Source organism: Rhizobium sp. SRI_017, from assembly GCF_057586295.1.
On sequence record NZ_JBYCZP010000002.1, the window covers coordinates 318,254 to 338,434 of the forward strand.

Genomic DNA, 20,181 nt, shown 5'->3' on the forward strand with positions numbered 1-20,181 from the left:
GCGGATGCCACTAGCCTATCTATGCGACGCCCAGGGCACCAGCATGCGCTCAGCCAACCGTGCGATCAGCTCGAACAGGAAGGCGATGATGGCGATGACGAAGATGCCCGCGATCACGATGTCCGTCACGAGAAACTGAGCTGCTGACTGGATCATGAAGCCCAATCCGCGCGAGGCGGCTATCAGTTCGGCTGCAACCAGTGTGGACCAACCGGCGCCGAGTGCGATGCGCGTGCCAGTCAGGATCGACGGGACGGCGCCGGGCAGGATGACATGCCACAGAACCTGCCAACGCGTCGCACCGAAGGATCGGGCGGCGTTGACATGGTCCTTCGAGGCGGAGCGCACGCCTGCGGCCGTCGAGATGATGACCGGCGGCAGCATCGCGAGTGCGATGACGGTGATTTTCGAAGCCTCGCCGATGCCGAGCCAGATGATGACGAGCGGCAGGTAGGCGAGGGGCGGCAGCGGCCGGAGGAATTCGACGATCGGGTCGAGGACGCCCTTGCCGACACGGCTCGATGCGATGGCGACGCCGGCGGGAACGCCGATCACGATCGCTGCGGCCAGCGCGCCAAAAATGCGGCCGAGGCTGGCGAGCGTGTGCTGCGCCAGCGTGCTGTCGACGAAGCCGATGGTCGCGACTGTGCCGAGCGACTGCAGCACCGTGAGCGGCGAAGGGAGGAAGACAGGCGAGACGAGCTTCAGGCTCGATGCCGACGCCCAGAGCAGGATGAGCGCGAGGATCGTGAGACCGGAAATCATGAGCGTCGTGTCCAGCCGGCGCCGCCGGGGCGCCTCTGGTTCTGCGGCGATCTTCGCATTTTCGGAGAGGCCGGCGACTGTAGTCATCCCACGAGTTCCTCTTCTTCCTCATGGATCAGCGAAAGCAGGTTTTCCTGCGCAGCCTTGAATTCTGCGCTTGCGCGCAGCGCTTTCGCATCGTCGCCGGCAAGGAAGCGGCGGCCGAAATCGACCGGAATGTCGGCCTGGATGCGCCCGGGCGCGGGCGCCAGCACAATGATGCGGGTCGCGAGAAAGAGCGCCTCGTCAATGGAATGGGTGATCAGAAGGACTCCTGTGCCGCTGGCCTGCCAGACTTTCAACAGCAGCCCCTGCATGCGGCTGCGGGTCAGTGCATCGAGTGCACCAAGCGGCTCGTCCAAGAGCAGGAATTTCGGGTCGGAAGCGACCGCGCGGGCGATGCCGACGCGCTGCCGCATGCCGCCGGACAGTTCCCAGATCTTGCGGGAGCCGGCCTCCGACAGGCCGACAAGGTCGAGCAGCCGCTCGGCACGCGCCTCGCGCTCGGCCTTCGCGACATTGCGGAGCTTGAGTGGGAAGCAGACATTCTCCCGGGCATTGAGCCAGGGATAGAGAGCATCGTCCTGGAACACGACCGCGCGGTCGCTGCCCGGGCCGGTGATAGGATCTCCATCGATCGCGATGCGACCACGGGTCGGCTCGATGAAGCCGGCAACGAGGTTGACAAGGCTCGTCTTGCCTGAGCCGGAACGGCCGATGACGACGACGAATTCCTTGTCGCTGAAGCTGAGACTGATGTTCTGGAGAATGTCGCGGGAGCGGGCCGAACCCTTGGCCAGTGGATAAGCGAGCGAGACGTTCTGGAGTGTCAAAAGGCTCATGGCCGTTCCCCTTTGTTCGAAAAGGTCCGGCAGGGAGGCAGATCTCCCCGCCGGACAAAAGCCTGCGGTGCCGGCGGGCACAGGAGTCCCGTCGGCGGGGTTCGCAGGGCTGGTAGCTACTGGCTGACCTTGAGCGCCTCGGTTGCCCACTTGGCCGACACATAGGGCTTGTAGTCGTCGAGAACGGCTGGAATCTTGCCCTGTTCGAGCAGGAAGGCTGATGTCTTGGCTACGGCTTCGACCGTCTTGCCGCCGAGATAGTCGGCGGAAGCCTGCTCCTCGAGGGTCGGGAAGTAATAGCCCTTCAGCAGGGCCGGCACGTCCTCGACCTTGGCACCGGTCAGCTTGGCGATCTTCTCGGCTTCCGGCGAGGAAGCGCCCCAGGATTCAGGATTGGAGCGATAGCTGGCATAGGCTGCGCCGGTGACCTTCACGAACTGCGCGACGAGGTCGGGATGTTCGGTCGCGAATTTCCTCGAGACGATCCACGCGTCGAAGGTCGGGCCGCCCCAGTCGGCGACATTCTTCGAATCGGCGAGCACCGTTGCATTCTTCTTGATCTGGCTCAGTATCGGATCCCACACATAGGCGCCGTCGAGGTCGCCGCGTTCCCAGGCGGCTGCGATTTCCGGCGGACGCAGGTTTAGGATCTCGACCGACTTCGGATCGATGTTCCAATGCTTGAGCGCGGTCAGCAGGCTGTAATGGGCGGTGGAGACGAAGGGCGTGGCGATCTTCTTGCCAACCAGTTCCTCGGGCTTGGTGATGCCCTTGACCGCGAGCGCTTCGGCTTCGCTGATCAGGCCGACGACGAAGACGGTCTCGAATTCGAGCTGGCGGCTGGCGGCGGCAGCGAGCGGCGAGGAGCCGACATAGCCGATATCGACCGAACCGGAGGCGAGCGCAGCGATCACATCGGCACCGCTGTCAAACTTCTGCCAGTTGATCTTGCTGTCGAAGGCCTTCTCGTAGGTGGCATCGGCCTGCGGCACGCGGGACGGCTCGACGATCGGCTGGTAGGCGATGTTGACGGTCACGTCGGCGGCATGGGCTTGGAAGCCCGCGACGGACAACAATGCTGCCGTGGCGGATGCGAGAGCGACGAGGCTCCGGCGGGTCATGGACATAGTGTTTTCTCCCTCTCACACGCCTCGTGGCGGCGTTGAATTTCTATAGTCTATAAAAAATATAGTTTAAAGGGAGAAATGGTTTTGCGTGTGGAGCTCTGTTGCGGGATTTCTTTTCAGAGAAGAACGATGGCCGGAAAAGAAAACGGCCCGCCAGAAGGCGGGCCGCAAATTCCTGGATAATCCGGGTCGGATCAGTTCTTGGCGCGTTCGACGTAGGAGGCATCCTCGGTCAGGATCACGATCCTGGTGCCTACGTCGATATGGGGCGGGACGTTGGTGCGCACGCCGTTCGAGAGAATGGCAGGCTTATAGGATGACGACGCCGTCTGGCCCTTGGTGACCGGCTCGGTTTCGACGACTTCGAAGATGGCCTGGCGCGGCAGCTGCAGCGCGATTGCGTTGCCTTCGTGGATCGAGAGTTGGACGGTCATGCCTTCAATGAGATAAGCCTTGTCGTCGCCAACCATGTCGGGGGAGGCTGCTACCTGGTCGTAGTTTTCCGGGTTCATGAAGTGGTAGCCTTCGCCATCTTCATAGAGGTATTGGAAGTTGAGATCCTCGACGACGGCGCGCTCGACCTGTTCAGTGGTCTTCCAACGTTCAGAAACCTTCACGCCATCGGAGATGCGGCGCATGTCGATCTGGGTGACGGGCGTGCCCTTACCGGGATGAAAATTCTGCGCGGTCAGCACCACATAGAGGCGGCCATCGATATCGAGGACATTGCCCTTGCGAAGCTGAGAAGCGATGACCTTTGCCATAAGACTTCCTTGTATCTTGTTGGATCGCGCTTTAAAGGACGGCGTCCGGAAGCGCGCTTGAGCTGGATTTGTGGCGCGCTACTAACCCGAAACCCCGTGAAATGCCAGACGGAATCGACCGAAACCGATGAGAAAGCTTTCGTCGCCGACCGAAACGGTTTCGCCCTCGGAGTGGTGGCGCCCGCATGTTCATGCCGACCGGCGTCCTTTCCTCCTCGCCCGCAATCGTATCCAGGCTGCGTTGCGCGCCTTCTTTTCCGGCGATGACTTCATCGAGGTCGATACGGCCGCGCTCCAGATCTCGCCCGGCAACGAGACTCATCTCCATGCCTTTTCGACCGTACTGATCGGGTCGGACGGTGCCAGCCAAACGCTCTATCTTCACACTTCGCCTGAATTTGCCTGCAAGAAGCTGTTGGCCGCTGGCGAACGCCGCATCTTCACCTTCGCCCATGTCTATCGAAATCGGGAGCAGTCGCCCACGCACCAGCCGGAATTCACGATGCTGGAATGGTATCGGGTGGGCGAGACCTATGACGCGCTGATGCGCGACTGCGGCGAGATGCTGGCGCTGGCGGCCGAAGTCGGCGGCGCAAAGGTCTTTCGGTATCGTGGTGTGGAATGCGATCCGTTCCTCGAGCCCGAGCGGCTGACCCTGGCCGAAGCCTTCGAGCGTCATGCCGGCATCGATCTGCTCATGACAATAAGCCGCAAGGGCGAGCTGGATCGGCAGAAGCTGGCGAACCAGGTGGTCAAAGCTGGTATCCGCATTGGCGAAGATGACAGCTGGTCGGACATCTTTTCCCGCGTGCTGGTCGAAAAGATCGAGCCGGAACTCGGTCGCGGCCGTGCGACGATCCTTTGCGAATATCCGATCAGCGAGGCCGCGTTGGCAAGGCGAACGCCGCGTTCGGCCAAGGTGGCGGAACGGTTCGAGCTCTATGCCTGCGGCGTCGAGTTGGCCAATGCCTTTGGCGAGCTGACCGATGCGAAGGAACAGCGGCGCCGCTTCGAGGCCGATATGGACGAGAAGGCGCGGATCTATGGCGAGCGTTATCCCCTCGACGAAGATTTTCTGTCGGCGCTGGCCACAATGCCAGAGGCAAGCGGGGCGGCGCTGGGATTTGATCGACTGGTGATGCTGGCGGCAGGCGCATTGCGGATCGAGCAGGTGATCTGGGCGCCGGCGCGATGGGGCGGTTAAATGGCTGCTTCCCTGACGACCTTGCGCGATCTGCGAGACGCTGGATTGCTGGATGAAGATCGAGCCGAAGCATTGCGTGAGGTCGCCGACCGCTATGCCATCTCGCTGACACCTGATGTCGCCGCCCTGATCGACCGCACTGACCCCGTCGATCCGATTGCCCGTCAATATCTCCCGACCGCAGCGGAGCTCCTCCGCTTGCCCGAGGAGCGCGACGACCCGATCGGCGACGGGCCTCATAGTCCGGTGCCGGGCATCGTGCATCGCTATCCGGATCGCGTGCTGCTCAAGGCGGTTCATGTCTGCCCGGTCTATTGCCGCTTCTGTTTCCGGCGCGAAATGGTCGGCCCTTCCGGCGACGGTACGATGGGGCCGGCGGCACTGAAGCGGGCAATCGACTACATCGCCGGCCACCCTGAGATCTGGGAGGTGATCGTCACTGGCGGCGATCCGCTGATCCTGTCACCGCGGCGGCTCAGCGAGATCATGGCGGCGCTCGGCTTTATCGAGCATGTGAAGATTGTCCGCTTCCACAGTCGCGTTCCGGTGACCGATCCGGATCGCATCGATGACGCGTTGCTGGCTGCGCTCAATGCATCCGGCAAGACCGTCTATGTCGCGCTCCATGCCAACCATCCCCGCGAACTCACCGGCAAAGCGCTGGGCGCGGTCGACCGGCTGATCGCTTCTGGAGTCGTGATGGTCAGCCAGTCGGTGCTGCTCAAAGGCGTGAACGATGATGCCGATGTGCTCGCCGCACTCATGCGCCGTTTCGTCGAGTTCCGGGTAAAGCCCTACTACCTTCACCATCCCGACCTTGCACCAGGCACCAGTCATTTCCGCATCGGTATCGCGGAGGGGAGGCGGGTCGTCGCCGAACTGAGGCGCAGGGTTTCGGGCCTTTGCATGCCGCACTACATTCTCGACATACCCGGCGGCCACGGCAAAGTGTCGCTCTCGGAGAGCCCGGTCTCGGAAACGGCCGACGGGTGCTATTCGGTCGAGGATCGGCTCGGCCGGCTGCACCGTTATCGAGACAGCTAAGAGCGGCAGCTGGTCAATTCTGGAGCTCGGCTATGGCCGTCGCCTGGTCGGCGTCATTGGCTAGCGCATATTGCTCGAACTTCTCGACGAAGCGCTCGTAGAGTTCGGCGAAATGTTCGAGATCCTCATGGCTCCAGTCGGCCAGGATCTGGCCGATGACCTCATGTTTGACCTCGTTCATCCGGTCGAGCCAGGCCACGCCATCATCTGTCAAAGCCACCAGCGTGCGGCGCGCATCCTCCTGCGAGGCGTCGCGGCGAAGCACGCCACGCTTGACGAGATCGGCAACGATGCGGCTGACCCGGGAATGATCGAGGCGCATCTGGTCGGCAAGCGCCCCGACCGTGACTTCCTGCGTCCGCGAGAGGCGGCGGACGAGGGACAATATGTCGAGGTGGGAGAGTTCCAACCCGGCACCGACGCGGCTGATCGCCAGGCGGCCGATATAGCGGCGGCCGATCATGAGGCGCATCCGGCCCATAATGCCGGATATGCGGGTGATGTCTTCGCTACGGTCCGGCAGGGCCGGCTTTTCCAGTGTTTCGAGCGTCATGCCCTTTTCTTAGCAGATTGCTCGCGAAAGCAAAATGAAAAACGTGCTTTTGTCACATCTGTGACATTGACATATATGTGACTTAGGCACATAAAAGGCGATCGATCCTGCTGAGTGATCCTCATGAACGCCCACACGCAACCTACTGCCGACGCCGCAAAATCGTTTGTCTCCCTCGTGCCCGATGAGCGCCGCAGGCTATTGGCCTTCTCCCTCCTGATGGCGGGCATGTTCATGGCGACACTGGATAACCAAATCGTCTCCACGGCGTTGCCCACGATCGTCGGGGAATTCGGCGAGCTCGAGCGCTTTGCCTGGGTGGGCTCGGCCTATCTTCTGGCAGTCAGCACGGTGATGCCGGTCTACGGCAAGCTGGGCGACCTGTTCGGCCGCAAATATGTGATGATGACGGCGATCTTCATTTTCACGCTTGGCTCGCTGGTGTGTGGGCTGGCGGGCTCGATGAACCAGCTGATCGCCGCGCGCGTGCTGCAGGGCCTGGGCGGCGGCGGCATCATGGTGTCGATCTTCTCGATCAATGCCGACCTGTTCGAACCGCGCGTGCGGGCGCGTTACCAGAGCTATACCAGCCTGATGCTGATGGCGGCCGGCGCGGTCGGCCCGACTCTGGGTGGCGTCCTCTCCGATCTCTTCGGCTGGCGCTCGATCTTCCTGGTCAACCTGCCTGTTGGCATCGCGGTGTTGGCCGGACTGGCGATGATCCTGCCGAATCGCAAACCGGATCGGAAGCCGAAGATCGACTACGCCGGTGCCATCCTGCTGGCGGGCGCCGTGGCTTCAGTCGTGCTCTGGGCCGATGGTCACCAGCTATTCGGCTCGCTCCTGTCAGTGGGAAGTGCCGCCGTTGCCTTGGCCGGCATCGCTTGCGCCATCGCCTGGGTTTTCGTGGAGCGCAAAGTCGCAGAGCCGATCATCCCGCTCGCCTTGTTCCTCAATCCGACCGTCAGTCTTCTGCTGATCGTCTCGCTGATGAGCGGCGCGGTCGGCATCGGCTCGGTCAACTATATTGCACTCTTCCTGCAGACCACGACCGGACTGACACCATCGCAGGCGGGTCTGTTGTTCATCGCGCTGACGGGCGGTATCGCCGCAGGCTCGCTGACGGCGGGCCGGCTGATCTCGCTCACCGGCCGCTACAAGATTTTTGCGATGATCAGCACGACCGGCAGCACGATCACTTTCCTGATCTTCGCGATGCTGCATCCCGGTACGCCGATCTATGTCATCGCGATGGTCATGGTGCTGCAGGGATTGAGCGTGGGCTTCGGCCAGCAGGTGCCGGTGGTGGGTGTGCAGAACGCCGCCGATCCCCGAGACGTGGGTGCAGCAACCGGCGCCGTGACCCTGACCCGCATGGCCGGGGCCTCGATCGCGATCAGCATCTATGGCGCGGTTCTGTCGAGCTTCATCCTAGGGCAGCGGACAGCAATTCCCGGCGTCAACAATATCGACCAACTGACCCCGGCCGATCTCGCGGCACTGCCTCAGCAATCGCAGGACATGATCTCCGCGATCTATGCCAGCGCGTTTCAGCCGGTCTTCCTCAGCATGGCGGGCCTGATCGCGATCGGCCTGGTCGCGGCGATCTTGCTCAAGAATGTGCTGCTGCCGGGCCATCGGCCGAAGACATAAGGTACCTGGTGGCTTCGCCGAGGCGTTGTTGCACAAATATTAGCCGATGCGATTGCCGGAAGGACATCGCGTGCCGATTGGTGCGCATTTTATCCTTTGCGATCAATGGCAGCGCCGGTGGCACGAATATTGCTCCGTCTCTAGATGAATTCTCACCATGGGGACGGCGATGGCGGCGACAGTGGCAGATGTTTCGTTGAAGACCGAAGAGGAAACCAAGGCGAAGAGCGACAGCCGGCTCGACATCGCGTTCGCGATGTATCTGGCTGCGGGACGGTTCGCCTCCCCTGCGGGCATCGTATTCATGCAGCACAATTACCTGCCGACGCAATTTCGCAGACAGCGATAGCGCGGTCTCACCGGACCAAGCGGGACGCCGGCGGCCAGAGCGGCCGCCAGATATTCACTCAATCCCTGAGCACCAGCAAATCCGCCGGTGCGAAATGCGCCGAGATCATATCGCCGGCAACCGGCGGCTTTGACGACGGATTGTTGAAGCTGTCGAAGGACAGGCGCTGGCCGGCTACGGTCATGCGGGTACGGATCACCGAACCAAGGAAGTTGACCGACTCCACGGTGCCTGAAAGCGCGTTGTCGCGGCCTGGAGAGCTCTCCAGCGTGAGTGCCTCGGGGCGCAGCGCCAGTGTGATCTTGTCGCCGGCCTTTGCCGCGCCAAGAGACTCCGGCAGGGCGATGACATTGTCACCGATCTTGACTGAATTGGTCGCCGGGTCCGCGACGGTGGCGTCGATCGTCGAGAGCGTGCCAACGAAATTGGCGACGAACTTCGTAGAAGGCTTGTTATAGATCTCGAACGGTGCGCCGATCTGGTCGGCGCGGCCCTGGTTCATGACCACGATGCGGTCGGAGATCGAGAGCGCTTCTTCCTGGTCGTGAGTAACGAAGACGGTGGTGATACCGAGTTGGCGCTGAATGGCGCGAATCTCTTCACGCAGTGATACACGAATCTTGGCGTCGAGCGCCGAGAGCGGCTCGTCGAGAAGTAGCACCTGGGGCTTGGGCGCCAGCGCGCGGGCAAGCGCCACGCGCTGCTGCTGGCCGCCGGACATCTGATAGGGGAAGCGGTCGGCGAGATGATCGAGCTTGATCAGGCCGAGCATTTCCTTGACGCGGGACTCGATCTCGGCCTTGGGGCGGCCGGCGACCTTTAGGCCGAAGGCGACGTTGTCGAAGACATTCATGTTGGGAAACAGCGCATAGGCCTGGAAGACCATGCCGATATTGCGCTGGTTGGGCTTGAGCGTTGTCTGGTTCTTGCCGTTGATGACGATCGTGCCGTCGGTCGGGGTCTCGAAGCCGGCTATCATGCGAAGCACCGTGGTCTTGCCGCAGCCAGAGGGGCCCAGGAAGGAGATGAATTCTCCCTTCTCGATCGACATGTTGAAGTCATGCACGACCTGGACCGGTCCGAAGGACTTCTTGAGATGGGTGAGTGTCAGGAAACTCATGGGATGTGGTCCTCAAATCTTGCGAGGCGCGCTTGTCTGGAAGCGCGAAACGAGTTGGATCAAGGCCAGGCAGCCCCAGGTGATGGCGAAGGCGATCACAGACAGTGCCGCCGGCTCATAGGCACGGTTGGCGCCGAGAAGCTGCATATAGGGGCCGAAGGCCGGCCGGTTGAGAAGTGCGGCCATGGTGAACTCGCCGATGACGATGGCGAAGGTCAGGAAGGCGCCCGATAGCACGGCGACCAGCACGTTGGGCAGGATCACCCGGAACAGAATAGTCGCCCATCCGGCGCCGAGGCTCTGTGCGGCTTCAGTCAGTGTGCCGACATCGATGGTGCGCAGGCCGGTATCCACGGCGCGATACATATAGGGCAAAGCGAGCGTCGCATAGCCGAACATCAACAGGACGTTCGTCCCCATCGTCGTGCCCGTCAGCGGCAGCCAGCTCGAGGTGTTGTAGAGCCGGATATAGCCGAAGACGATGACGATGGCCGGAATGACGAGCGGAAGCAGCGTGACGAATTCGACATAGGGCCGCAGGAAAGGCAGCTTCAATCGGATCCAGTAGGCCGTCGGCACAACGAGAAGCACGCCGAACACGATGGTCGCAAGCGCCATCACGACAGAAAAGGTAAAGGTTTCCTGGAAGCGGGGGTCGGCAAACACCTTCGCATAAGCGTCGAGGGAAAACACGCCGCGGCGCATCATCAGCGAGAAACGGGTCATGCCCATCAGCGGCAGGAAGAAGTAGAGCAGACCGACGACCAGCGCGGCCCAGGCGAAGAACTTCTTCATTTGAGCCACCTTTCGCTGCGGGCGCGCAGCCATATATAGACGGCGTTGGCGATGCCGGTGATGACGATCATGCCGAAGGCAAGCGCATAGCCGAGATGGGGATTGCCGAGCACGTCGCCGCGGATCTGGGCGAAGAGCAGGATCGGCACGATGTTGAGCGACGATCCGGTGAGCGCGATCGCGGTTGCCACGGCGCCGAAGGCATTGGCAAAGAGCAGCGCGAAGGTGCCGAGCAGCGACGGCAGGAGGATCGGGAAGCCGACCAGCCGCCAGTATTGCGTGTCGGTGGCGCCGAGGATCGAGGCGGCTTCCTTCCATTCCTTCTTCAGGCCGTCGAGCGCCGGCGTGATGATCAGGATCATCAGCGGGATCTGGAAGAAGAGGTAGGTCAACGTCAGGCCCCAGAAGGACAGGATGCTGAAACCGAGCATCCTGAGATTGATACCGAGTTCCGTGTTGAGGAATATGGTTATCATGCCGGCCGGCCCGAGCGTGGCGAGAAAGGCGAAGGCGAGCGGCACCCCGGCGAAGTTCGAGGCGACGCCCGAGAAGGTAAGCAGCGGGCCGCGGATCCATTGCGGCAGTCCGCCCAGCACCACAGCGGCGGCGACCGCGAAGCCGATCGCGCAACCAAGCACAGACGAGGCGACCGAAATCTTGATCGAGATCCAGTAGGCGCCAATGATCGAGGGCGTGAACAGCCCCGCGATATTCTCGAGCGTGAAGCTGCCATCCGGCGTCTGGAAGGCGCCGAGCACGATCTTCAACGTCGGAAGAAGCAGGAACAGCAGCACGAAGGCTGCGAATGGCAGCACGCCCAGCCAATTCAATGGCAGGCGGCGTGCAATCGATGGCGGGCTTGCGCCCGGATTGGATGATGACATGCGATCTGTCCCGCTGCAGCGCCCAAAGGCGCTTCCCCGATAGAGTGCTTCCGCGTCTTATTGAGCCGCGGGCATGCTCTATCTCTTTGTCTTTACGAAATTTCGGACGGAAAGCTGCCTGCAGCTCTCCTCGCATTGCTATCGGAAATGCAATCCGCTCCGGCCCGAGAGCCGGAGCGGCAGATCGCATGCGGTGCTTACTGCACGTTGGCGCCGACAACCTTGTCCCAGGCGCCGGTCACGGCAGCTTTGTTGGCATCGACTTCCTCGAGGGTTGGGAAGTAGGCCTTCTCGTAGGAAGCAGCCGGCGGCAGCTTGTCGATCAGGTCCTGCGGAACCTTGCCGGCCTTGACCATCGCGTTGAAGCGAGCCGGGTGGCAATAGCCCTTGAGCCAGAGAAGCTGACCTTCGTCGGAATAGAGGTGTTCCATCCAGAGCTTGGCAGCGTTTGGATGCGGGGCGAACGCCGAGATCGCCTGGACGTAGACGCCAGCAAGGACGCCCTTGTCCGGAACGATAACTTCGACCGGCGGATTGCCGGCGAGCGTGTCCTTGGCGGCGAGGGCGTTATAGTCCCACATCACGACGATCGGGGTTGCGCCCTGAGCGAGCGTGCCGGACTTGCCGATGACAGGAACGAAGTTGCCCTTGGCATTGAGTTCCTTGAAGAACTCGAGGCCCTTTTCGCCGGATTCCTTACCTGGCTTGGCGTCCTGAGCGAGACCGGCAGCGAGCACGGCAAGGATGGCCTGGTTGGAAGCGCGCGGATCGCCGGCGAGAGCGACCTGACCGGCGTAATCGGCCTTCAGGAGATCAGCCCAATCCTTCGGGGTGTCCTTGACGAGATCCTTGTTCACGAGGAAGGACATCACGCCGTAGTAGTCGCCGTACCAGTGACCGTCGGCATCCTTGATGCCTTCAGGAATTTCGTCCCAGGTCGAGACCTTGTAGGCCATGGTGAGGCCCTCGGCCTTCATCTGCGGGCCGAAGGCCAGACCGACGTCGACGACGTCAGGAGCCTGCGGCCCCTTGTTGTCCTTGTTGGCCTTGATAGCTTCGACTTCGTCGGCCGAACCGGCATCCGGGTTCAGCTCGTTGACGGTAATCTTGGGATACTTCGCCTTGAAGCTGTCGATGACAGCACCGTAGCCGCACCAGTCGTGCGGAAGAGCGATGGTGGTCAGTTGGCCTTCGGCTTCGGCAGCGGCGATGAGTTCCTTGGAGGGCTCTGCACGGGCGATCGCGGTGGTCGCCATGAGAATGGCGCCGGTCACTGCGACGATGGAATTGAACTTGGTTTTCACTGATTTTCTCCTCTGTTGGGTTTCAGCTTGGCGATGCAGTTAGTTTTGTTTGATGACGTCTGTGTGACACCTTTGTTGCAGCTGAAAATCGGTCTTTTGTGCTTTTCTAAACTAGGGTTAGACCGTTCCCGTAGTTTATTCCTTGGACACCGGCCGCCGGAACAGCGGCGTGGTCTCGAAGAGGCTCTCGAGCATCGACATGCGCTCTCGCGTCTTGTCCCAATGGGCGCTCTGCACAGCCTCGATCAGTGCCTCGACCACGAGCAAGGTGACGACGGAACTGTCCCAGGCCGATGGCGCCTCGATGTGGAGGCGGAAGGCATGGCGGGCATTCTTGCCGATCGGCGAGCCCCAACTGTCGGTGAACAGGACGATCTCCGCGCCGACTTCGGAGGCAGTCTTGGCGAGTGCCTCGAGCTCCCTCTCATACCGCCTGATATCGAACAGGATGAGCACATCGCCCTTGTTCATGTTGAGCACGTAATGCGGCCAGCTGGAGGGGCTGGTGGACATACGGGTAACACCGGGCCGGATGACCTGGAGATGGGTGAAAAAGTATTCGGCGAGCGCGCCTGTGATGCGACCTCCGGCGAGATAGACACTGCGTTTGCGGTCGCCGATCAATTTGGCTGCGGCATCGAAATCAGCCGGATCGATCGCGCCGAGCGACTGGCGCATATTGTTCATCACGGCATCGGCGAAGCGATTGAGGATGTGGGCGCCGGGCGCATTCGGCGCCATCCGCTCATGCTTGGTGATCGGATTGGAGATCGTCGCCTCGAGCTCCTGGTGGAGCCGCGACTGGAATTCGGTGAAGCCCCTGAAGCCCAGTTTCTGGACCATGCGCACAACCGTGGGCGTTGAGACGCCCGCGGCTTCGGCAACCGTGGTGATCGAGCCCAGGCCCGAGACCGGATAGTTGTCCAACAAGCTGTTGGCCAATTGCTTCTCGGCCCGAGTCATGGACTCATAACCCGCAGTGATCATGTCCGAGACTGTCTTGACGACGCCTGTCACCCCTGAATTCCCCCGTCCAGTCTTCGCTGGCTGATTTCTGAAATAAGAAATTCAAACTGATAGCAGTGTCAACAGCTTTCTTGGATCAAATTTTCCGAAAGCCCGATTGACAGATCTGTTTTTTTGAAGAATTTTTTACAGAAATGGAAGGCATTGGGGCAATGTCGAAACAAACCGGAATATTGACGGCTGCCGAGGGGGTGGTGGTGACCGTCGAGAATGCAGGCGGCAGATCGCCGGTGCTTCTCGTCTGCGAGCATGCGTCCTCGACGCTTCCCGTCTCGCTCGGCTCGCTCGGTCTGCCTGTCGAAACTCTGACCGCGCATATCGCGTGGGATCCCGGTGCGCTTGCCGTTGCCCGCAAGCTGTCGGCCCGGTTCGATGCGACCCTTGTCTTCCAGAATTTTTCCCGTCTTGCCTATGACTGCAACCGGCCGCCGGAGTCGCCCGACGCCATGCCCGCCGTGAGCGAGGTCTTTGAAATCCCTGGCAACAGGAACATCGAACCTGCCGAGCGCCAGGCGCGGATCGACGAGATCTACCGTCCGTGGCAGCGTCAGCTCAGGGAGACGATCGCGGCTCGCAAGGCTGCAGGCCGCGAAACGGTGATTGTCACCATCCACACCTTCACGCCTGTCTATAAAGGTGTTCCGCGGAGCGTCGAAATCGGCATCCTGCATGACCGCGACACCCGCCTTGCCGATGAAATGCTTGCGCGCGGCAGCAAGGAGAGCCGTTTCGTCGTAGGCCGCAATGAACCCTATGGTCCGAAGGACGGCGTGACCCACACGCTGATCGAACATGGGCTTGCAAACGGACTTTTGAACGTCATGATCGAGATCCGCAACGATCTCGTCAAAGATGAAGCCGGCCAAGAGGTCGTGGCCGGCTTCCTCGCGGAACTGATAGGCGAAAGCCTGCTGGTTCACGCCTGAGAACAAGACCTCCAAGCATATAAGTGGCGGCGCTAAGACCGCCCATTGTTGCATGGTTGCCGGCCGCAATGGTGTGGTCAGCAGGGGAACAGGGGTACGTCAATGACTGGCTATTCTGAGTCTGACAAAACACAGGATACACATATCCTGCATTCGATGGGCTATGCCCAGGAACTAGAACGAAGAATGAGCGGATTTTCCAATTTCGCCATTTCGTTCTCGATTATTTGCATTCTATCGGGCGGCATCAATTCGCTGGCACAAGCGACGTCGGGTGTTGGCGGTGCGGCGATCGGCATCGGCTGGCCACTGGGCTGCATCATCTCCGGCTTCTTTGCGCTCGGCATGGCGCAAATCGCGTCGGCCTATCCGACAGCGGGTGGCCTCTATCATTGGGCGTCCATTCTCGGCAACCGGTTTACCGGGTGGTTCACGGCTTGGCTCAACCTCTTGGGTCTGATCACCGTCCTCGGCGCCATCAACATCGGTACGGCTGCCTTCCTCGGCGGCACCTTCGGCACCCAGCTCGGAATTGCCGATGCCAACGGGGTTCTTTCGCCGGGAATGACAGTCGCGGTGGTCGTGATTTTCACGGCGATACAGGCCGCGATCAACCATTTTGGCATTGGCCTCACCGCAAAGCTCACCGATTTCTCCGGCTCGCTGATCCTCGTGACTGCGGCGGTCCTGACGATTGCCTGCCTGTACTATGCACCGACGCACGACATCTCTCGACTGTGGACGTTCACCAACAATTCCGGCCCGGCCGGTGCCGACGTCTGGCCGCAATCTGACAGCATGCTTTATATTTTCGCTCTCGGACTGCTGCTGCCGATATACACGATCACCGGCTATGACGCTTCGGCGCATACTTCGGAAGAAACAAAGAAGGCGGCGCATTCCGTTCCGAGGTCGATCATATCCTCGGTCATCTGGTCATCCCTGGCTGGTTGGGTGATGCTGTCCGCCTTTGTTATCGCCATTCCGGATATGGCAGAAGGTGCCAAGCAGGGCTGGGGCGTGTTCTTCATGACAGTCAATGCCATCATGCCTGCCTGGCTGGTGACCTTGCTTTATCTGGCGATCCTGATCGCGCAGTTCCTCTGCGGCCTTGCGACCGTCACATCGGCATCGCGTATGATCTTCGCGTTTTCGAGGGATGGCGGCATACCTGCGGGTTCCAAGGCCTTATCGAGTGTCAGTCCGAAGTTCCGCACGCCGGTCGCGGCGATCTGGACTGCGGCGGCACTTGAAAGCCTTTTCGTCTGGGGCGCCCTCTTTATCTCGGTGGGCTCGGCAAGCTTGTATGTAACCGTGGTCAACGCGACCTTGATCTTCCTGTTCCTGTCGTTCCTGATGCCGATCGTGCTCGGCATTTTCGCCTATGGCACGAAGAAATGGCCCGCTCCCGGTCCCTGGAATATTGGTGAGGGCATGTTCAAGCTGATGGGTGTTCTTTCGACCATTGGCATGGCGATCATTATTTATATCGCCATCCAGCCGCCGAATGACAAAGTTCTCGGTGTGACGCTCGGTTTTGTCGTGCTCTCCGTTGTCATCTGGTTCGTCTTCGAGCAGCGCCGCTTCAAGGGCCCGCCGATCGGTGACGAAGTCGCCAAGCGCGCGGCGGAAATTGCCGCCGCCGAACGGGCCGTGGGCGAAACCCACTAAGTCGATCCAATGCCTCCCCGGCCCAGGCGGTCGGGGAGTCCCTTCGAACAAAATTCAGCGCTGCGCGCCACCCGGCTCGCTGCACGGACAGGGATGGTTTTCCGATGAGCGCTTCATACACTTTCGACCAACTCAAAAAGGATGTGTCATCAGGCACGATCGACACGGTGCTCGCTGTGCTGGTCGACATGCAGGGACGCCTGATGGGCAAGCGCTTTCATGCGCAATACTTTGTCGACAGCGCGCATGAGGAGACCCATAGCTGCAACTACCTTCTTGCGACCGACATGGAGATGGAGACCGTCTCTGGCTACAAGTCCACGAGCTGGGAGAAAGGCTACGGCGACTACACGATGAAGCCCGACATGGGCACGCTCCGCCGTATTCCGTGGCTCGAAGCCACGGCGCTGGTGCTCTGCGACGTGCTCGACCATCACACCCATGAGGAAGTGCCGCATTCACCGCGCGCCATCCTCAAGAAGCAGGTTAAGCGGCTCGAGAAAATGGGGATGAAGGCCTTCATGGCCTCGGAGCTCGAATTCTTCCTCTTCGACCAGACCTATGACGACGCGCGCCTCAGCGGTTACCGCGACCTGCAGCTCGTCTCGGGCTACAACGAGGACTACCACATTTTCCAGACCTCGAAGGAGGAGGATGTCATGCGGGCGATCCGCAATGGCCTTCAAGGTGCTGACATTCCGGTCGAGAATTCCAAGGGCGAGGCTTCGGCCGGCCAGGAAGAGATCAACGTTCGCTATGCCGAGGCGATTGACATGGCCGACCGCCATTCGATCATCAAGAATGGTTGCAAGGAAATCGCTTGGTCGAAGGGCAAGGCCATTACCTTCCTCGCCAAGTGGAGCAATGCCGCGGCCGGCTCGTCGTCGCATATCCATCAGTCACTCTGGTCGCTCGACGGCAAGCCGCTGTTCTTCGACAAGAAGGGCCGCTACGGCATGTCCGAGCTGATGGAGCACTATGTCGCTGGTCTGCTCGCCCATGCCGGCGAGATCACCTATTTCCTGGCGCCCTATATCAATTCCTACAAGCGCTTCGTCGCCGGAACCTTCGCGCCGACCAAGGCGATCTGGTCGAAGGACAACCGCACGGCCGGCTATCGGCTCTGCGGGGAAGAGACCAAGGGCATCCGTATCGAATGCCGCGTCGGAGGTTCCGATCTCAACCCCTATCTCGCCTTTGCCGCGCTGCTTGCGGCCGGTCTTGATGGCATCGAGAAGAAGCTGAAGCTCGAGGAACCCTTCGAAGGCGACGCCTATGGCGCCAAGAAGGTCCGCGAGATCCCGAAGACGCTGCGCGACGCGACTGTGACGCTCGACAAATCCAGGTTCCTCCGCGACGCCTTCGGTGACGACGTCGTCGATCACTATGTGCGCGCCGCCAGTTGGGAACAGGAAGAATACGACCGCAAGATCACGGACTGGGAGGTGGCGCGCGGCTTCGAGAGGGCTTAGAGCCCTATTCATAGTCTGTGCTTATGGCCTGCTCCGATACCCTCAAGGGGTATTGGAGGCGGGCCGCCTCCGGTGTATCGGACATCCATAATCCACAAGACGGGAAGAAGATCATGACCATGATCCAATGCATTTCGCCGGTTGACGGCTCGGTCTATGCCGAACGTCCGGCATCAAGCTTCGACGATGCGAAGGTGGCGATCACGCGCGTGCGCAAGGCACAGAAGGCCTGGGCGAAGCGGCCGCTGGAAGAGCGCGTCTCGCTCGTGCTCAAGGGCGTCGCACGCGTCAACGAAATGGCCGAGGACATCGTCAAGGAGCTGGCCTGGCAGATGGGCCGGCCGGTGCGCTATGGCGGCGAGTTCAAGGGCTTCAACGAGCGCTCCAACTATGTCGCCTCCATCGCCCATGATGCCTTGGCGCCGATGGTGGTGGAAAAAAGCGACAAGTTCGAGCGCTACATTTCCCGCGAGCCGCATGGCGTCGTCTTCGTCATCGCGCCCTGGAATTACCCCTACATGACGGCGATCAATACGGTCGCCCCGGCGCTGATGGCGGGCAATACGGTCATCATCAAGCATGCCAGCCAGACGATCCTTGTGGGCGAGCGGCTGGTGCGGGCCTTCAACGAAGCGGGCGTGCCGGAAGATGTGTTCATGAACATCTTCCTCGACCACGATACGACTTCGAAGCTGATCGCCGACGGCCAGTTCAATTTCATCAATTTCACCGGCTCCGTCGAGGGTGGCCGGTCTATCGAGCGCGCTGCTGCCGGGACTTTCACAGGCGTCGGTCTCGAACTCGGCGGCAAGGATCCGGGCTATGTGATGGAGGATGCCGATCTCGACGCCGCGGTCGATACGCTGATGGACGGCGCGACCTACAATTCCGGCCAGTGCTGCTGCGGCATTGAGCGCATCTATGTCAACGAAAAGCACTATGACGAGTTCGTCGAGAAGTCGGTGAAGTGGGTGTCGAACTATAAGCTCGGCAATCCGCTCGACCCCGAAACGTCGCTTGGCCCGATGGCCAACAAGCGTTTCGCCAAGGTCGTGCGCGAGCAGATCGCGGAAGCCGTGGCCAAGGGCGCCAAGGCTTTGGTCGATCCCAAGCTCTTCCCGGCCGACGATGGCGGTGCCTATATCGCGCCGCAGATTCTCGTCGATGTCGATCATTCCATGTCGATCATGAATGAAGAGACCTTCGGCCCGGCCGTCGGCATCATGAAGGTCAAGAACGATACTGAAGCGCTCGAGCTGATGAATGATTGCAAATACGGTCTGACGGCGTCGCTCTGGACGCAGGATGTCGAGCGCGCTCGACGCATCGGCGATGAGCTTGAGAGCGGCACGATCTTCATGAACAGGGCTGATTATCTCGATCCGGCGCTCTGCTGGACCGGCGTCAAGGAAACTGGCCGCGGCGGCTCGCTCTCGGTCCTCGGCTTCCACAACTTGACCCGCCCGAAATCCTACCACCTAAGAAAGCAATTCTGATGAGCATCACCGCAAACTGGAGCTACCCGACATCAGTCAAGATGGGCGCCGGGCGCATCAAGGAACTCGGCGACCACTGCAAGTCGCTAGGCATGAGGAAGCCGCTTCTGGTCACCGATCGCGGCCTGGCGCCGATGGCGATTACGCAGAATGCCCTTGATATTCTGGAGGCCGGTGGCCTCGGCCGGGCGATCTTCGCCGACGTCGATCCGAACCCGAACGACCACAACCTCGCGGCCGGCGTCAAGGCCTTTAGGGATGGTGGCCACGATGGCGTCGTTGCCTTCGGTGGCGGCTCGGGCCTCGACCTTGGTAAATGCGTGGCCTTCATGGCCGGCCAGACCCGCCCAGTCTGGGACTTCGAGGATATCGGCGACTGGTGGACGCGCGCCAACAGTGACGGTATCGCCCCCATTGTTGCCGTACCGACGACCGCCGGCACCGGCTCGGAAGTCGGCCGCGCCTCGGTCATCACCAATTCCGAGACGCATACCAAGAAGATCATCTTTCATCCCAAATTTCTGCCCGGCGTGACGATCTGCGACCCGGAGTTGACCGTCGGCATGCCCAAGGTGATTACGGCAGGCACCGGCATGGATGCTTTCGCCCATTGCCTGGAGGCCTATTGCTCGCCGTTCTATCATCCGATGAGCCAGGGCATCGCGCTCGAAGGCCTGCGGTTGGTCAAGGACTATCTGCCGCGGGCCTACAAGGACGGCACCGATATCGAAGCCCGCACCCATATGATGTCGGCGGCGGCCATGGGGGCGGTCGCCTTCCAGAAAGGGCTCGGCGCGATCCATTCGCTGTCGCACCCGGTCGGCGCGATCTATCACACCCACCACGGCATGACGAATGCAGTGGTGATGCCGCCCGTGCTGCGGTTCAACCGTCCGGCCGTGGAAGGCAAGCTCGCGTCCGCCGCCGCCTATCTCGGCATATCCGGTGGCTTTGACGGCTTTTACAACTATGTGCTGACGTTGCGGGAAGAACTCAATGTGCCGGACAAACTGTCGGCTCTCGGCGTCGGCACGGACCGTATCGACGAGATGTCGGCGATGGCGATCGTCGATCCGACGGCTGGTGCCAATCCGGTGGAACTAACACTCGACGCGGCGAACAGGCTCTTCCACGAGTGCATCTGACG

Annotated in this window: 19 protein-coding genes; 9 read left to right on the forward strand and 10 right to left on the reverse strand. The window is 61.0% G+C overall.

What is annotated here, in order from left to right; all coding sequences use genetic code 11:
- Positions 1-15 precede the first annotated feature (15 nt).
- From AC2YI2_RS06320 to efp, 4 genes are all read right to left on the reverse strand, one after another.
- Positions 16-852 (reverse strand): ABC transporter permease subunit, encoded by an 837-nt coding sequence (locus tag AC2YI2_RS06320; protein WP_487385591.1) that lies wholly within the window; start codon positions 850-852, stop codon positions 16-18.
- The gene (locus AC2YI2_RS06325) at positions 849-1,646 is read right to left on the reverse strand and encodes a taurine ABC transporter ATP-binding protein (RefSeq protein ID WP_487385592.1); all 798 of its coding nucleotides are present in this window, start codon (positions 1,644-1,646) and stop codon (positions 849-851) included. Before AC2YI2_RS06325 ends, AC2YI2_RS06320 begins: the two co-directional genes overlap by 4 nt.
- A 116-nt stretch (positions 1,647-1,762) precedes the next feature.
- Positions 1,763-2,773 carry a taurine ABC transporter substrate-binding protein gene (tauA, locus tag AC2YI2_RS06330; RefSeq protein WP_487385593.1) on the reverse strand — a complete coding sequence of 337 codons (1,011 nt, stop codon included), beginning with the start codon at positions 2,771-2,773 and terminating at the stop codon, positions 1,763-1,765.
- A 194-nt stretch (positions 2,774-2,967) separates the two neighbouring features.
- Entirely contained in the window at positions 2,968-3,537 is a 570-nt protein-coding gene (efp, locus tag AC2YI2_RS06335) for an elongation factor P (RefSeq protein WP_487385594.1), read from the reverse strand.
- Between the two features lie 127 nt (positions 3,538-3,664).
- On the opposite strand from efp, the gene epmA reads away from it, so the two are divergent.
- Complete coding sequence (gene epmA, locus AC2YI2_RS06340; protein ID WP_487385595.1) at positions 3,665-4,741, forward strand: EF-P lysine aminoacylase EpmA; 1,077 nt, start codon at positions 3,665-3,667, stop codon at positions 4,739-4,741.
- Complete coding sequence (locus AC2YI2_RS06345) at positions 4,742-5,785, forward strand: lysine-2,3-aminomutase-like protein (protein WP_487385596.1); 1,044 nt, start codon at positions 4,742-4,744, stop codon at positions 5,783-5,785.
- Positions 5,786-5,798: 13 nt separating this feature from the next.
- Here the strand turns inward: AC2YI2_RS06345 and AC2YI2_RS06350 are convergent, their stop codons facing one another.
- Positions 5,799-6,338 carry a MarR family winged helix-turn-helix transcriptional regulator gene (locus tag AC2YI2_RS06350; RefSeq protein WP_487385597.1) on the reverse strand — a complete coding sequence of 180 codons (540 nt, stop codon included), beginning with the start codon at positions 6,336-6,338 and terminating at the stop codon, positions 5,799-5,801.
- A 123-nt stretch (positions 6,339-6,461) separates the two neighbouring features.
- Between AC2YI2_RS06350 and AC2YI2_RS06355 the strand changes: the two genes are divergently transcribed.
- Complete coding sequence (locus tag AC2YI2_RS06355) at positions 6,462-7,991, forward strand: MDR family MFS transporter (RefSeq protein ID WP_487385598.1); 1,530 nt, start codon at positions 6,462-6,464, stop codon at positions 7,989-7,991.
- A 169-nt stretch (positions 7,992-8,160) separates the two neighbouring features.
- A complete protein-coding gene (locus AC2YI2_RS06360) occupies positions 8,161-8,340 on the forward strand; it encodes a hypothetical protein (protein WP_487385599.1) in 180 nt (59 codons plus the stop codon).
- A gap of 58 nt (positions 8,341-8,398) precedes the next feature.
- Here the strand turns inward: AC2YI2_RS06360 and AC2YI2_RS06365 are convergent, their stop codons facing one another.
- The 5 genes from AC2YI2_RS06365 to AC2YI2_RS06385 all read right to left on the reverse strand — a co-directional run bounded on the left by AC2YI2_RS06365 (position 8,399) and on the right by AC2YI2_RS06385 (position 13,460).
- Positions 8,399-9,460, reverse strand: a complete 1,062-nt coding sequence (locus AC2YI2_RS06365; RefSeq protein ID WP_487385600.1) for an ABC transporter ATP-binding protein — start codon at positions 9,458-9,460, stop codon at positions 8,399-8,401.
- 12 nt (positions 9,461-9,472) lie between these two features.
- Entirely contained in the window at positions 9,473-10,255 is a 783-nt protein-coding gene (locus AC2YI2_RS06370; RefSeq protein WP_487385601.1) for an ABC transporter permease, read from the reverse strand.
- Positions 10,252-11,139, reverse strand: a complete 888-nt coding sequence (locus AC2YI2_RS06375) for an ABC transporter permease (RefSeq protein ID WP_487385602.1) — start codon at positions 11,137-11,139, stop codon at positions 10,252-10,254. The genes AC2YI2_RS06370 and AC2YI2_RS06375 overlap by 4 nt, the downstream gene beginning before the upstream one ends.
- 197 nt (positions 11,140-11,336) lie before the next feature.
- On the reverse strand, positions 11,337-12,395 hold the full coding sequence (locus AC2YI2_RS06380; RefSeq protein ID WP_487385863.1) for an ABC transporter substrate-binding protein: 1,059 nt from the start codon (positions 12,393-12,395) through the stop codon (positions 11,337-11,339).
- Between the two features lie 183 nt (positions 12,396-12,578).
- Positions 12,579-13,460 carry a MurR/RpiR family transcriptional regulator gene (locus tag AC2YI2_RS06385; RefSeq protein WP_487385603.1) on the reverse strand — a complete coding sequence of 294 codons (882 nt, stop codon included), beginning with the start codon at positions 13,458-13,460 and terminating at the stop codon, positions 12,579-12,581.
- A 161-nt stretch (positions 13,461-13,621) separates the two neighbouring features.
- Between AC2YI2_RS06385 and AC2YI2_RS06390 the strand changes: the two genes are divergently transcribed.
- The 5 genes from AC2YI2_RS06390 to AC2YI2_RS06410 all read left to right on the forward strand — a co-directional run bounded on the left by AC2YI2_RS06390 (position 13,622) and on the right by AC2YI2_RS06410 (position 20,179).
- Positions 13,622-14,395 (forward strand): N-formylglutamate amidohydrolase, encoded by a 774-nt coding sequence (locus tag AC2YI2_RS06390; protein ID WP_487385604.1) that lies wholly within the window; start codon positions 13,622-13,624, stop codon positions 14,393-14,395.
- 102 nt (positions 14,396-14,497) lie between these two features.
- Positions 14,498-16,066, forward strand: a complete 1,569-nt coding sequence (locus AC2YI2_RS06395; protein WP_487385605.1) for an amino acid permease — start codon at positions 14,498-14,500, stop codon at positions 16,064-16,066.
- 104 nt (positions 16,067-16,170) lie between these two features.
- On the forward strand, positions 16,171-17,538 hold the full coding sequence (locus tag AC2YI2_RS06400) for a glutamine synthetase family protein (protein WP_487385606.1): 1,368 nt from the start codon (positions 16,171-16,173) through the stop codon (positions 17,536-17,538).
- Between the two features lie 113 nt (positions 17,539-17,651).
- Positions 17,652-19,034, forward strand: coding sequence for an aldehyde dehydrogenase family protein (locus AC2YI2_RS06405; RefSeq protein ID WP_487385607.1), 1,383 nt, complete (start codon positions 17,652-17,654; stop codon positions 19,032-19,034).
- Positions 19,034-20,179 (forward strand): iron-containing alcohol dehydrogenase, encoded by a 1,146-nt coding sequence (locus tag AC2YI2_RS06410; protein WP_487385608.1) that lies wholly within the window; start codon positions 19,034-19,036, stop codon positions 20,177-20,179. The genes AC2YI2_RS06405 and AC2YI2_RS06410 overlap by 1 nt, the downstream gene beginning before the upstream one ends.
- Positions 20,180-20,181: the final 2 nt, after the last annotated feature.